This is a genomic window from Tamaricihabitans halophyticus, from assembly GCF_004340875.1.
Taxonomy (GTDB): Bacteria; Actinomycetota; Actinomycetes; order Mycobacteriales; family Pseudonocardiaceae; genus Tamaricihabitans; species Tamaricihabitans halophyticus.
Window position 1 is genome coordinate 245729 of the sequence record NZ_SLXQ01000004.1, and the last position, 14891, is coordinate 260619.

11 protein-coding genes are annotated in these 14891 nt (G+C 65.7%); 6 read left to right on the forward strand and 5 right to left on the reverse strand.

Going from position 1 to position 14891, the window contains the following annotated elements; translation table 11 throughout:
- Nucleotides 1-5 precede the first annotated feature (5 nt).
- A complete protein-coding gene (gene eccD, locus EV191_RS13185) occupies nt 6-1415 on the reverse strand; it encodes a type VII secretion integral membrane protein EccD (RefSeq protein ID WP_132877309.1) in 1410 nt (469 codons plus the stop codon).
- Between the two features lie 200 nt (nt 1416-1615).
- Between eccD and eccCa the strand changes: the two genes are divergently transcribed.
- The 5 genes from eccCa to EV191_RS13205 all read left to right on the forward strand — a co-directional run bounded on the left by eccCa (nt 1616) and on the right by EV191_RS13205 (nt 10132).
- The gene (eccCa, locus tag EV191_RS13190) at nt 1616-5596 is read left to right on the forward strand and encodes a type VII secretion protein EccCa (protein ID WP_132877310.1); all 3981 of its coding nucleotides are present in this window, start codon (nt 1616-1618) and stop codon (nt 5594-5596) included.
- Between the two features lie 165 nt (nt 5597-5761).
- Complete coding sequence (locus EV191_RS13195) at nt 5762-6277, forward strand: GNAT family N-acetyltransferase (RefSeq protein WP_424565457.1); 516 nt, start codon at nt 5762-5764, stop codon at nt 6275-6277.
- 224 nt (nt 6278-6501) lie between these two features.
- A complete protein-coding gene (locus EV191_RS30080) occupies nt 6502-6672 on the forward strand; it encodes a hypothetical protein (protein WP_165912944.1) in 171 nt (56 codons plus the stop codon).
- A gap of 192 nt (nt 6673-6864) precedes the next feature.
- The gene (locus tag EV191_RS13200) at nt 6865-8661 is read left to right on the forward strand and encodes an acyclic terpene utilization AtuA family protein (RefSeq protein ID WP_132877311.1); all 1797 of its coding nucleotides are present in this window, start codon (nt 6865-6867) and stop codon (nt 8659-8661) included.
- Nucleotides 8648-10132 (forward strand): CoA transferase, encoded by a 1485-nt coding sequence (locus EV191_RS13205; RefSeq protein WP_132877312.1) that lies wholly within the window; start codon nt 8648-8650, stop codon nt 10130-10132. The genes EV191_RS13200 and EV191_RS13205 overlap by 14 nt, the downstream gene beginning before the upstream one ends.
- A gap of 19 nt (nt 10133-10151) precedes the next feature.
- On the opposite strand, the gene EV191_RS13210 is transcribed toward EV191_RS13205, so the two are convergent.
- Complete coding sequence (locus EV191_RS13210; RefSeq protein ID WP_132877313.1) at nt 10152-10331, reverse strand: DUF397 domain-containing protein; 180 nt, start codon at nt 10329-10331, stop codon at nt 10152-10154.
- Nucleotides 10332-11186, reverse strand: a complete 855-nt coding sequence (locus EV191_RS13215) for a helix-turn-helix domain-containing protein (protein ID WP_165912945.1) — start codon at nt 11184-11186, stop codon at nt 10332-10334.
- Between the two features lie 312 nt (nt 11187-11498).
- Between EV191_RS13215 and EV191_RS13220 the strand changes: the two genes are divergently transcribed.
- Nucleotides 11499-11717: a hypothetical protein gene (locus EV191_RS13220; RefSeq protein ID WP_132877315.1), complete on the forward strand. Its 219-nt coding sequence runs from the start codon at nt 11499-11501 to the stop codon at nt 11715-11717.
- A gap of 187 nt (nt 11718-11904) precedes the next feature.
- Here the strand turns inward: EV191_RS13220 and EV191_RS13225 are convergent, their stop codons facing one another.
- Together EV191_RS13225 and ilvD are read right to left on the reverse strand one after the other, a co-directional pair.
- Complete coding sequence (locus EV191_RS13225) at nt 11905-12987, reverse strand: phosphotransferase family protein (RefSeq protein WP_132877316.1); 1083 nt, start codon at nt 12985-12987, stop codon at nt 11905-11907.
- 18 nt (nt 12988-13005) lie between these two features.
- On the reverse strand, nt 13006-14709 hold the full coding sequence (ilvD, locus tag EV191_RS13230) for a dihydroxy-acid dehydratase (protein WP_132877317.1): 1704 nt from the start codon (nt 14707-14709) through the stop codon (nt 13006-13008).
- Nucleotides 14710-14891 lie beyond the last annotated feature (182 nt).

Consider the following 14891-nt stretch of genomic DNA (forward strand, 5'->3'; position numbering starts at 1 on the left):
ACCAACTAACCGATACCGGCCAGCAGGCCCTGGACGTAGGTGTAGAAACCGGCCATGTAACAGGCCAACGGCACCAGCGCGACGATGGCTAGCACGTCAAAGACGTCCGCGAACCTACCGAGATACGGCGAGGGGTTCTTTTTGCTGTAGGTCAGCCCGGCGAAGCTGATCAGTGTGGCGATTCCGCCGACGCCGAGCAGGAACAGCGCGCGGATCGCGTTGTTGTCCGCGCCGGTGATGAGCACCAGGATGAGAAAGATCGCGACCAAGGTACCCGAGATGAGTAGCGGGAGTCGTTGGCGCAGTACCGCGAACAGCCGGGCTCGCAGCAACAGCGCGACCGCGGCCGCGAGCAGCAGGAATAGTCTGGTCGCGCCGCCGTGCATGGCCAGCGGCCATGCGGCGACCACGCTGACGATCGCCAAACCGGTGAGCAGTCCGGAAAGGAGTTCGTCGGTGCGTGCTGCAGCCGCGTACACGGTGGCCGGTTTCGGCGGCGTGTGATCCTCGAGCAGTTCAGAAGAGCGTTGTGGCAACGCGGGAAGCGGAATGCGCCCAAGGCGAATCGCCAGCAGGGGGTAGCCGGGTAGCAAACCGATCCCGAAGGTCAGCGTCACCGCGGCCGCAGCATCGGCCTCCAGGAAGGTACCGAAAGCCGCACCGATCATGCCAAGCAGGCCAACGGCGATCGCCGCCGCGAACAGGCGGGACAACGCCGCGATACCCACGTATCCGACGATCCCGAACACAAGCGCCGATACCGCGGCAAGAAGTAGTTGGGGCGCGCCGAAATTCAACACATCGGCATAACTGGGCCCAGCTATGAGGTAACCACCAAGAAACGCATACGGCAGTGCCGCACCGCCAAATACCGCACCAGCCCTGGCGTCGGGGACCGCGCGGGAGATCACCACACCGAGCGCCATCAGCACCACGGCGGCACCGAGCAGCACCAAGCCGGGCACCAACCACGGCGGTTCGAACGACAGTGTCACCAGCGTGCCGACCAGCAGCAGTACGCCACAGGCAGCGAGCCCGCACCGGCGAGTGGCGGTTCGCCCCCAGCTGCGCCCGTAGCGCCGCGCGCCGCTGGCGATCGATTCGACGACGTCGTCGTACTCCAGCTCCGGCCATTCCAATCGGCCAGGCACCAGTTGGAGGATCTCGCCGTCCAGAATCTTCTGCCCGCCCAGCGTCTGGTTACTGCTGAGCGCCTCACCGGTCGGCCGTCGCAGCAGCCAACCGCCGTGTGCTTCGCCGGTATCGGCGGCGTCCTCGCCGGCGTGCCGCAGGATGTACGGCAGCAGCTCGGCGACCGGCACGTGTTCGGGCAGCGCGACGTCCATCCAGCGCTTGGGGGTACCGATCGTCACCCTGGCAAGTGACGTGCCCACGGTGGACGTCGGCGACGTCATGCACACACCTCCGAGACACAGCCGGCCACCGGCCGCGAGATCACCGTTCACGCCGCCAACCGACGAGGGGGTGGCAACGCGGCCTCATAATAGGGCCGGAAGGCAACACCCGAGCGCTGGATTTACATACCGGCCTCGCGCGGGGTAATACCTGAGCCCATCTGGTTACCCTGCGCGTGGTCCGCCTGGAGGTTTTGGTTTTGGCCACGGTAATCGTCAAACGACCGGTGCGTCGCCCAGCGCCCGATCTGCCTTCCGGAAACGTCATCCTCGACTCGCCACCGGAGAACCCCGACAACAAGGGGAAGAACTGGACGCGCGTGATGATGGTGCTGCCCATGCTTTGCATGATGGGCGGGATGATCCTGATGATCGGGGCCGGGCGCGGGGTGCGCGGACCGATCATGTACATCGCCGGCGGACTGCTCGCCCTCGGTATGCTCGGTATGATCGCGTTCATCATCCTGAACCAGGCCAGCCAGGGGCCGAGCAAGCAGGAAACGATGGCGAACCGGCGGCGCTATATGCGCACCCTCAGTCAGCTGCGTACCCAGGTCAGGGAGACGATCAACAAGCAGCGCGCGGCGATGTTCTACCGGCATCCGGATCCGGACCGGCTGTGGTCCACGGTGCAGAGCGCCCGTCTGTGGGAGCGACGGCCGGGCGATTGGGATCATACGGTGGTCCGGATCGGTCTCGGCCCGCAGGAGCTCGCCACACCGCTCACTCCGCCGAACACCAAACCGGTGGACGAACTGGAACCGCTCTGTGCGATGGCGCTACGCCGGTTTGTTACCACCTACTCGACCGTGCCGGATCTGCCGGTAGCGGTCGCGCTGCGCGGGTTCGCGCGGATCTACGTCACTGGCGACACCGAAGGGAAACGAGCCTTCGCCCGCGCCATGGTCGCCCAGCTCGCGGTGTTCCACGCGCCGGGCGACGTGCTCACCGCCTACTGCGTACACCCCGAGGACCGGTCTCACTGGGAATGGGCAAAGTGGATTCCGCACGCTTTGCATCCGACCAAGCACGATGCGGTGGGACAACTGCGCATGGTGGCACCGAGTGTCAGCGCGCTGGAAGCGATGTTGGAGGACATCATCGCCAACCGGCCGCGGTTTGATCCACACAGTGCGCCGGTTGAGGGAGCCGCGCACCTCGTGGTCTTCCTCGACGGCGGTAAGACGGACAGCTCCGAGCATCTGAACGTCGAAGGCGGCTTGGAAGGCGTCACGGTGCTCAACCTGGTGGATCAGCCTCCCCGGTTGCTCGACCCGACGACGCTGGTGTTGAACATCGCCGAGGACGGCGCGCTGAGCAGTCGCACCATGGATGGCGAGAGCTCGGTGGGGCGAGCCGACTCGCTGGATGTCACCGATCTGCTCGGCATTGCCCGTGGTCTCGGCCCGTTGCGACTGTCCGCGTTGTCGGTTAGCGATCAGCCACTTTCCGGGACACTGGAACTAGCGGACCTGCTCGGGCTCGGCGATCCGTACGAGTTCTCGCTCAGTACAACCTGGTCTACCCGGTCCAACCGGGACAGACTGCGGGTCCCGATCGGTATCCATTCCGATGGGCGGCCGATGGAGATCGATCTGAAGGAGTCCGCCCAGGACGGGATGGGACCGCACGGACTACTCGTTGGCGCCACCGGTTCGGGTAAGTCGGAGTTGCTCCGGACACTGGTGCTCTCGCTGGCCGTCACGCACGACCCGGAGATCCTCAACTTCGTCCTCACTGACTTCAAGGGTGGTGCTACCTTCACCAAACTGGACCAGCTGCCGCATACCAGTGCGGTGATCACCAACCTCGCCGATGAGCTACATCTCGTGGACCGCATGTTGGACGCCATCCAGGGTGAGCTGCAGCGTCGCCAGGAACTACTCCGCAAGGCGGGAAACTACGCTTCGCAGCGCGACTACGAGAAGGCCCGTACAGCGGGGGCACCGCTCGACCCCCTGCCCGCGCTGCTGGTGATCGTGGACGAGTTCTCCGAGTTGCTGACCGCCCGGCCCGATTTCATCGATATGTTTGTCCAGATCGGACGGGTTGGCCGGTCGCTCGGCGTACATCTCTTGCTAGCGTCGCAGCGTCTCGATGAGGGCAAGCTACGTGGTCTGGAATCACATCTTTCTTACCGCATCGCACTTCGTACCTTTTCCGCGATGGAAAGCCGTACCGTGCTCGGTTCGCCCGATGCGCACCAGCTCCCCCGCTCCCCCGGTAACGGGTTCCTGAAGACCGGCACCGAAGAACTGACCCGGTTCAAATCCGCGTATGTCTCCGGCGTGCACCATCGTGGTGTCACTACCCAAACGGACAGCGAGGGTCGGCAAATCGACCCTGTGCAGGACTACTCGACCAAGTACCTGGCGCCGAAACTGGCCGAAGACCTGCCCGAGAAACCAGCCGCGACGGGCGATACCGACGAGCTCGGTGAAACGCTGCTTGACGTGATGGTTGGCAGGATGATCGGCCAGGGCCGGCCCGCGCACCAGGTGTGGCTGCCGCCGCTGGCTGAACCGCCCACATTGGACCAACTTCTCGACCCCCTGGTGTCCACTCCGGACCGCGGCTTGACCACAAACCAGGAAGGCGTCGCCGGTACGCTGCGGGCAGTTGCCGGAATCATCGACAAACCGTACGACCAGCTGCGCGAGCCCCATTGGCTTGACCTCTCCGGGGCTGGCGGCAACGTGATCGTGATCGGCGGCCCACAGAGCGGTAAGAGCACGATCCTGCGCAGTATCGTAGCAAGTCTTGCGCTGCTACACACGCCGCAGGAAGCCCAGTTCTTCTGCCTTGACTTCGGCGGCGGCGGTCTGACCGCGATGCGTGATCTCGCGCATGTCGGCGGCACCGCCACGCGTCGGGAAACCGACCGGGTACGGCGCAGCATCGCCGAAGCAGCGAGCCTGCTCGCCGAGCGCGAGGAACGCTTCAGCCAGCACGGCATCGACAGTATGTACACCTACCGTCGAATGTTGCGCGAGGGCAAGTTTCCGGAGGACCGCTTCGGTGATCTGTTCCTGGTAGTCGATGGCTGGATGACGTTGCGCACAGAATTCGAGGATCTCGAACCCGTTGTCACGAGCATCGTTAACCGCGGACTCGGATTTGGCATTCACGTGGTCGCCGCGTCTAACCGCTGGATGGACCTGAAGATGAACATGCGGGACATCTTCGGCACCCGCGTCGAGCTACGTCTCGGCGATCCAACCGACTCGATGTTCGGCCGCCGGCAGGCCATGACCGTGCCGGAGCAGACACCGGGGCGCGGCCTGACTCCAGACGGGTACCACTTCCTCTCGGCGGTCCCCAGGATCGATCAGCTGTCGACCGACGAACAGCTCGCCGAAGGCGTGAAGCACATGGTCGCCGCGGTCAACGAAGCTTGGCAAGGCAGCCCCGCACCCCGGGTACGGCTGTTGCCAGCCGAACTGCCGTTCGACAAGTTGCCACCGGCGGATGCCGATCCGAAACGCGGTCTGCCCATCGGGATCTCCGAACGCGACCTCGGCCCGGTTTACCTGAACTTCGAAGCCGAACCACACGCGCTCGTCTTCGGCGATGTGGAATGCGGTAAGAGTTCGTTCCTGCGGAGCTTGGCCGCCGCGATCATGCAGCGCTACAGCCCGGCACAGGCGCAGATCGCGGTTATCGATTACCGCCGGAGCCTGCTTGGCCTGGTACCCGATGAGTACCTGATTGGGTACGCCACCAACTCCGGCTCGGTAACCGCGATGGTGAACGAGACGGTGGGCGCGATGACCAAGCGCCTACCGGGTGACGACATCACCCCGGAACAGTTGAAGAAGCGTGATTGGTGGAGCGGCCCCGAACTCTTTGTCCTGGTCGACGACTACGACCTTGTGGCGACGAATCCGCACGACAACCCGATGAAATCACTGCTCGAATTCATGACCCAGGGCAGGGACATCGGCTTGCACCTCGTCGTGACCCGGCGTTCCGGCGGCGCAAGCCGGGCGATGTTCGATCCGGTGCTCTCCCGCATTCGCGACTTGGCCTCCCCCGGCATCCTGATGTCTGGAAACAAGGAAGAGGGGCCGTTGCTAGGTAACCGCAAGGCGGAGCCACTGCCGCCCGGTCGGGGTTGGCTAATCACACGGGCGGGCGGGCACCAGCTCGTGCAGTTAGCGCATACGCCCCCCGCTGACTAAGTCGCTGGTTGCGGTGTACCCGCACACCCGTTGTGACCGCGTTCTTTAAGGTTGGCGAGTTTATCGGGGTTACCGTGGTCGCAAGCGCCTCCTGAACCGCGTTCCTTAAGGTTATTGCGGTTGACCGCTGTGGCTGCTCCGTAGACTTGGAGGGTGGCTGATGTGGTGGAACTCCATGGTTCGTATGTGCGGTTGCGGCCGGTGGCCGCGCGGGATGCCACGCGCCTGCGCGAAGTGCTTGCCGATCCGACGGTTGCCCGCTGGTGGGGTGATCCGGACGAGGAGTTGGCTGGTGTCCTCGAACCGGATGAGGACACCGCTAGTTTCGTTATCGAGTACGCGGACAACGTCGTCGGCCTGATTCAGTACAGCGAGGAGCCGACTCCGGGGTACCGGCACGCAGGGATCGATATCGCGGTGCATTCCGATTGGCACGGCCGCGGCGTGGGCACGGATGCGATTCACACGCTCGCGCGATATTTGCTCGACGTGCGCGGCCATCACCGGCTGACCATCGATCCGGCCGCGGACAACGCCTCCGCCATTCGGGTGTATAAGCGGCTCGGTTTTCGTCCGGTTGGCCTGCTGCGCCAGTACGAACGAGCGCCCGAAGGCCACTGGCGGGACGGCCTGCTGCTCGACCTGCTCGCCACCGAGCTTCGCCCCGTCGCGCGTTCCTGACCTGCCACGACATTTCAGGTCAGCAGTGTCACACTAGATCAACTAGGAAAAACTGGCGTATCGCGCAAACGTCGTTTACGGTGGGTCAGCGCGATTACTTGCGGTAATGCGTAGCGGAGCGTGTAGACCACGCCCGGTTGCAGGGGAACGCAGGTGCACGCGCCGAAGGTGGCGCCAGTCAGGGCTGCCTCGGCGGAAACACCACGGCGGCGCAAGGGGAGTCCATGACCACCATCCAAGACCAGGCCAGCGAGCACACCGAAGACACACCGATCTTCGCCCAGTTGCACGAGGAGCTTGGTATCTCGCCTTCGGACATCGCTCCGTCCAAGGAGCTGCCGGCCGAGGACCACGCAGCAAGCGACTCGGCCGCCGACGCGGACCAGGAGGCATAACCCCCGGTTCACCAAACGTAGGCAGATGGCGCGAACGGACCGTTCGCGCCATCTTCCGTGCGCACGTCGCGCCGCCGGATGTGATCGCTACGATCACGCCGACGTGCGCGAAACGGTCGTGGTCACCGGGCGTGCTGGGGCATAACGTCAAGAACAACGCGCCCAGTAGCCGACGACACGACGAGGTGTCCGATGCGCCACCGACCGATCCGGATCGCCAACTTCTCCGGGTACTTCGGCGACCGATTCACCGCCATTGACGAGGTACTGGCCGGTGACCCGGTCGATGTGCTCGTCGGTGACTATCTCGCCGAAATCACCCTGGCCGCGCTGTCCGCCCGATACCTCCGCGACCCCAGTACCGGGTACGTCGAGTACTTTCTCGACCAGCTGAAACCTCATCTCGCCAGCATCGCCGAGCGCGGGATCAAACTGGTCACCAACGCCGGCGGATTCCACCCCGAAGCGCTGGCCGAGGCCGTGCGCACACTCGCCGACGAGGCATCCGCCCCACTTCGCGTCGCCTACGTCGCTGGGGACAACCTGCTCGACCAGCTTCCCGCGCTGGCCGCCGCCGGCCACGAACTGCCGAACCTGGACACCGGTGCCCCACTGGCCAGCTGGGACGCCAAGCCGATCGCGGCGAACGCCTACCTCGGCGGTTGGGGCATCGCCGCCGCACTCGAGGCCGGCGCGGACATCGTGGTCTGCGGCCGAGTCACCGACGCCTCGCTGACCGTCGGGCCCGCCGCGTGGTGGCACGGCTGGCAACGAACCGACTGGGATGCCCTTGCCGGCGCGGTCGCCGCTGGACACATCATCGAATGCGGAGCGCACGCCACCGGCGGAAACTTCTCCGGGTTCACCGAGATTCCCGCGATGACCACACCGGGCTTCCCGATCGCCGAGATCGCCGCGGACGGCAGCAGTGTGATCACCAAACACGCCCGCGACGACGGCGCGGTCACCGTGGACACCGTCACCGCGCAGCTGGTCTACGAGATCCAAGGACCGTACTACCGCAATCCCGATGTCACCGTGCGACTGGATTCGCTCGAACTGACCCAGCTGGCGCCCGATCGTGTGCAACTGACCGGTACGACCGGTACCGCGCCACCGGAGACCACCAAGGTCGCTCTGTTCGCGCCGATTGGATATCACGTCGTGCACACCGTCTACGTGACCGCGCCAAACGTGCCGGAGAAGATCGAGCTGCTCCGCACCCAACTGACCAGCATGCTGCCCGACGGTGTCGACGAACTCTCGGTGACCGGGCTCGGTACCGCGGCAGCCGATCCAGCAGCACAGTGGGAAGCCACCGTTCCCGTCCGGATCATGGCGGTCGCCCGGGAACGCGAGCCGCTGGCGCGCCTACATCTCGCCAGCAAGGCGGGCAGTCTGTATCTGAGCAGTATTCCCGGGTTCTACACCGATGTCGCGACCAGTGCTTCGACGCAGCCACGGCCGCGGATCGAGTACTGGCCCGCGCTGCTGCCGCTCACCGAGGTACCACACCGGGTTGGCCTACCGGACGGCGATACCGTCGACATCGCCGCGCCACCCACGGCCGAGGTCCTGTCCCAACCACATCATCCGGAGCCGACCGAGGAGCCACGCTCAACCGGTCCGGTACACCGGCTACCGCTCGGCACCCTGGCGCATGCGCGCAGCGGCGACAAGGGCGGCAACAGCAACGTGGGCGTGTGGGTCAGCGATCCGCAAGCCTGGCCATGGCTACGCGAGTTACTGTCCACCGCCGAACTGCGCCGGCTGCTGCCCGAATGCAAGGACTTGACCATCGAGCGGCACGAGTTCCCTCGGCTGCGCGCCGTGCATTTCGTCCTGCGCGGCCTGCTCGGCCAGGGCGGCTCGTCGAACAACCGGGTCGACCAGATCGGTAAGGCGATCGGCGAGTACCTGCGCGCCAAACACGTGCTGATTCCCGAGGAACTGCTCAGCGGACGGGAGCGCGACCATGGGACTGACTGACCGGCTCCAGAAAGCCATCGACGCGCCCGCCACCGACGATGGCGGATTCGACCCCCGGGCCGAGCTCGAGGAGGTCCTTGCCGGGATCGGCCTTTCCGGCAGCGATACGGGTGGCTCGATCACGTTTCGCGGTGCCGATCCGATCGTGCCGTCCACCCTGCGGCTGGGTGCCGCCGCGGGCATCGCGATGGTCGCCAAATCCGCGGCGATCGCGCGACTCTGGCGAGAACGTGGCGGTAACGGGCAGAACATCGAGATGGATCTGCGGGTCGCGCCGCATCGGCTCTGCCCGTTCTATGACCGCAAATGGGAACTTCTCAACGGTTACCCGGGCGCGGCACCGTCGAATCCCAGTCAGGCCCTGGGTTTCCGGTTCTACCGCACCGCCGATGACCGGTGGGTGATGCCGCTCAACCCGTATCCGAAGATCAAGATGACCGCGCAGCGGTTGCTCGGCGTACCGGACGACGGCGAGTCGGTGGCGCGGGCGATATCCACCTGGCGTGCCGCCGATCTGGAGCACACCGCGGAGCGGGCCGGTGTCGTCGTACCGATGCTGCGTAGCACCGCCGAACTGATGGCCGAGCCGCAGTACCGGGACGTGCTGGCGGAGATGCCGCTGATCGAGGTCACCAAGATCGCCGAAAGCGCGCCGGAACCGTTCGCCCGCAACGCGTTGTCGCCGCTGGCGGGTGTCCGGGCGCTCGGTATGGGACACGTGATCGCCGGCGCCGGGGTGGGGCGGGCATTGGCGCTGCATGGCGCGGATGTGCTGAACCTGTGGCGGCCGTTCGAACTGGAGCACGAGGTCACCTACATCACCGCGAACGTCGGCACCCGATCAGCCACGCTCGATCCGTACCGCGAGCCGGGGGCCGCGCGGCTACGCGAACTGCTCGCCGGCGCGGACGTGTTCTACGCGAATCGGCGGCCGGGTTATCTGGAGAAGATCGGCGTTTCGGCGGCGCAGGCCGCGGAGACCCGGCCGGGCATCGTGCATGCGACGGCATCGCTGCATGGCGAACATGGTCCGTGGGCACAGCGGGTTGGCTTCGATCAGACCGCCGGCAGCGTGGCGGGCATGATGCTGCTGGACGGGGACGCGGACGGTCCGGCGCTGCCGCCGATCATGGTGGTGAACGACTACATCGTGTCCTGGCTGATGACCGCCGGCATCGTGCGGGCGCTGCTGCGCAGGGCCGTCGAAGGCGGCAGCTATCGGGTGCACGTATCGCTGACCCGGGCGGCGTTGTGGATTCTCGCCATGGGGATCTTCGACAAGGACTACGCGACCTCGGTCGCGGGGACCGGGGTGGAGCACGCCTATCTGGATCCCGAGGTGTTCACCGCGCAAACCCCGCTCGGCCATTACCAGGGCGTCACCGATCAGGTCCGGATGTCCGAAACGCCGGGTGAATACCGGCACGTACTCGTTCCGCGCGGTTCCTGCCGGCCGCAATGGCTCAGCTGAGGGGAAACCAGTGACACTGCTACTTCAACGCGGACAGGAAGTTCGCGAACGCCGCGCGATCCAGTTCGAGGCGGCCGGCAACGCGGTTCTTGGTGTCCCGCACCCCGACCACGCGAGTCGTGTACGCGACCTCGACGCACCCATTGGAAACGCCACTATGGCTGCTCTTGAACCATGTGGCCTTGTCCAGGGCGCCCATCTACTGACTCCTGTGCTCCTGTATCGCATCCCGCACCATCATGGCTGACTTCTCGAAGTCTACCGCCATGGCGGCAAGCCGACTCCACGCCGTCTCGTAGACAGCGACCTCATCGGGATCGTCCAGATAGGCGCCGCCGGTCAGCGTGTCGAGGTACGGGTACTTACTGCCATCGGCAAGCGTGAGCAGGAAGTACGGCGCACCCAACGCGGCATGCCCACTGATATTCGTCGGCAGGATCTGGATCGAGGCATGCGGAACGTCCTGCGCCACCTCGGACAGATACTCCAGCTGCGTGATCATCGCCGAACGCCCGCCGATCGGGCGGGCCAGGGCCGCCTGATCCACGATGGCCCAGAGCCTGATCTGGCGTTCGATGAACCGCTTCTGCCGCTGTATCCGCGCCGCCACCCGCTGATCGATGATCTCGTCGGCGGCTGTCGGATCGGCATGCCGGATCACCGCGCGGGCATAGTCCTCGGTCTGCAACAGGCCTGGCAGCACATCGACGCCGAACTCATGGATCTCGACCGCATCCTCTTCCAACTCGAATGCATCGACCGCCCGGCCAAGGACCTCTTTATAGAGATGCCACCAACCACGCTGCTTGGCTTTCCTCGCGAGTTGAACCAGCGTTCCGGTCGTCGCCTCGTCCGCTCCATACACCTGACACAGCGCATACGTATCGTCCCCGGATACCGCGGACCTGGCCTGCTCGATCCGGGACAGTTTCGCCCGCGAGAACGACTCAAGCCGGTCCGCGACCTCCTCAAGGCTCAGCCCAGCCGCTTCGCGCATCCTGCACAACGTTTTGACCAGAATGATCCGCCGCAGCGGTGGCCTCGACTGTGTCATTGAGGTCCCCCAATCCAGTGGTTGAGAATTTCTCATTCTCAAGAAGGTTGCACATCGTGGAGATGCGCGTCATAGTGGTGGTCACTATAGCGAGGGCGGACGACAGAACCGGTCACGCCTCGCGGTGATCCGACCTCGGATCGTCGCCGAAATTCTGGGAGGACATATGGCTTGGCGCAGGCGTACCCGCGGGCGGCACGGCCGCCCCGCGCGGGTCAAGGTCGTGATGGACGAAGCCCATGGGTGGCCACGGGTGACTCGGGTGCAGTTGCCGATGGAACCGCACCCGCTCGAGATTCCCAGGAGGCCACGGTGATCGAATGCGATCGGATCCTGCTGGCCAGGGCCATGCGAGTCAACCAGGAGCTCGGGCGAGTGACCGTAGCGCTGTTCGCCACGCAGAATGGCGGCGAACTCACCGCCAAACCACTACGGCTGGTCGGTGAACAGCTGCGTGATCTGGCCGACGCGATGCTGCACCGCGCGGACGAACTCGCCGCCACCCAGCCCGTACGCGATATCGAGACATGAACGGCTGGCCGGGGCTGTTCAGCAGCCAACAGCTGCATCACGTCTCCCCCGGTAATGAGCAACGCGTCCGGCACCGCGGCCGCAGCTTCGGCCTTGCCGACTGCGGCGCGGTGTGCCTCCCACCGATCGTCACACCGAACAGACCGTCGCGGTACTGCGCGCGATGTTTCACCCAGAGTCGCGCCCGCTAGGCCGCGTTGATCCGTCGGCTCGCCTGCTCGAACAGCGATAGCGTCGCCGCGTGCAGTCGTTGGCCCACCCGCTCCGGTGCCTGGCCCGCGCAGGCCCGCGCGTAGGTGCCTTCAAGCACGATGCCCAGTTTGAAACAGGCGAGCACCGCGTACCACTGGATCCCGCTGAGGTCGCGCGTACTGTGCTGGGCGTATCGCGCGATCACCTCCGCCTCGGTCGGAAACCCCGAATGGCCGCCGAGCGCGCTGTTCATCCCGGCTACCCCACCCTCGGCATGTGGCCAGGTCGCCAGCAACCAGCCAAGGTCAAGCAGCGGATCGCCCACCGTGCACATCTCCCAGTCCACAATGGCCGCGACCGCGGTACCCGCTGGTTCGAACAGCACGTTCGCGAAGTGGTAATCGCCGTGCAGGATGCCTGGTGTCCAGCGCGCCGGCTGGTTTCGCCGTAGCCATTCCGCCACAGTGGACACATCACCGATGCTCGCGCCGGGATAACCCGGGTACTGCTGATAACTCGCCAGCTCGCCAAGCCAACGATCTACCTGACGGTCCAGAAATCCCTCCACTCGGCCAAAATCCGCCAGGCCGACCGCGAGATGATCCACCGCGCCGAGCTTGGCGATCGCGTCCACGACGGACAGCCCCATCCCGTGCCGCATCGCGGGATCACTCGCCTGTGGCTCGGGTAGCTCGACCGCCACGTTGATCCCGGTTACCGGTTCCATCAGGTAGAAGGCCGCACCCAGCACGGACTCCTCCGGGCAGGGCGCGATCAGTTTCGGATGTGGCACGTCGGTGTCCGCGATCGCCGCGAGTAGCCGCATCTCCCTGCGAATGACCCGGTTACTGCGCTCCCGCAGGTGCCGCGGCCCCCTGCGCAGCACGAACGAGCGGTCGCCTCGCTCGAAGCGCAGCATGATGTTCTGCGTGCCGCCGCTGAGCGGGCGCAAGTCCCGGATATCCGAACCGGTCACGAGCTCGCGCGCATCCATCCAGCTGGCGAGGCTGGCTACGTCCACAACCGACTGGTCGACGACTTCCGCGGTCTCCGCGGCACGTTCCGCGTTCTTGCCCATGGTTGCCCGCCTCGTCACTCAGGAACAGACCGCGCCCTGTGCGGCGGAACCGACCAACCGCGCGTACTTGCGCAGCACACCGGTTCCACGACGCTCCGCGGGTGGTTGCCAGTTCGCCGCGCGCCGCGCCAGCTCTGCCTCGTCCACCAGGAGCTCGAGGCTGCGGCTCGGCATATCGAGCACGATCGGATCGCCGTCGGCAACCAACGCGATCGGCCCGCCATGTGCCGCCTCCGGCGCGATATGGCCAACGCACAAACCCGTCGTACCACCCGAGAACCGCCCATCGGTCAGCAGCAGCACATCCTTGCCGAGCCCGGCCCCCTTGATCGCACCGGTCACCGCGAGCATCTCGCGCATCCCCGGACCACCCATCGGCCCTTCGTTGCGGATCACCACCACATCGCCGGAGCGCAACTCGCCAAGCGCGTCCATCGCGGCCAGCTCGCCGTCGAACACCCTGGCGGTGCCCTCGAAGCGGGTCGAATCGAAGCCGGCGCTTTTCACCACGGCGCCGTCCGGCGCCAGGCTGCCGTGCAGGATCGTGAGCCCACCAGTCGGGTGGACCGGATCCGACATCGCGCGCAGCACCGAACCGTCCAGTCGAGGTGGATCCAGCTCGGCCAGATTCTCCGCCACGGTCTTACCGGTGACCGTTTGGCAATCGCCGTGCACCAGACCCGCCTCGAGCAGCGCCCGCAGCACCACGGGTACGCCGCCAACCCGGTCGACCGCGGTCATCACGTACTTGCCGAACGGCTTGACGTCCGCGAGATGTGGCACCCGCTCACCGATCCGCGCGAAATCCGCCAAGGTCAGCCGGACCTCGGCCTCGTGGGCAATCGCCAGCAGGTGCAGTACCGCGTTCGTCGACCCACCCAGTGCCATCACCACGGCGATCGCGTTCTCGAACGCCTCGCGAGTGAGGATGTCCCGTGCGGTGCGCCCGCCTCGCAACATGCCAAGCACCGCTTCGCCACTCTCCCTGGCCAGCACGTCCCGCCGGCGATCCACCGAGGGCGGGCTGGCCGAACCGGGCAACGCCATGCCGAGCGCTTCGGCCACGCACGCCATGGTGTTCGCGGTGTACATCCCGCCGCAGGCGCCCTCACCAGGGCAGATCGCCCGTTCGATGCGGTCCACCTCGGCCCGCGAGATCAGCCCCCGCGAGCACGCCCCGACCGCTTCGAAGGCGTCGATAATGGTGACTTCCCTACCATCCACGCTGCCCGGCAGGATGGAACCCGCATAGACGAACACCGAGGCCAGGTCCAGTCGCGCGGCGGCCATCAGCATGCCAGGCAGGCTCTTGTCGCAACCGGCGAGCAGGACGGTTCCGTCGAACCGCTCGGCCTGCACCACCGTCTCCACCGAGTCGGCGATGATTTCCCTGGAGACCAGGGAGTAGTGCATACCCGCATGGCCCATCGAGATCCCGTCCGAGACGGAGATGGTCCCGAACTCGAGCGGGTATCCACCGGCGGCGTGTACGCCCTGCTTGCTCGCCTCGGCCAGCCGCTGTAGCGAAAGGTTGCACGGCGTGATCTCGTTCCACGACGAGGCGATCCCGACCTGCGGTTTGGCGAAGTCGTCATCGCCGAGGCCAACGGCGCGCAACATCCCGCGAGCCGCCGCACGCTCCATACCGTCCGTGACATCCCGGCTACGTGGCTTCGGATCTGGCCCGTCACCAAGCGTCTGATCAGTTGGTCCGGTATCCATCGGACGGCTCCCTTGCTTCGTGCGGATGCCCCGTGCTCACGAGATCACATTCCACCACCGGCGACAACGTGTGGACTTCCCACGCATCCGACGAGGATTATTCAAATGTGATTTCGGGCATACCATCCTGACCTGCGGCTACCTAACGGAGCGCATACTTTGTGCGCCGTCTGGCTGACCGG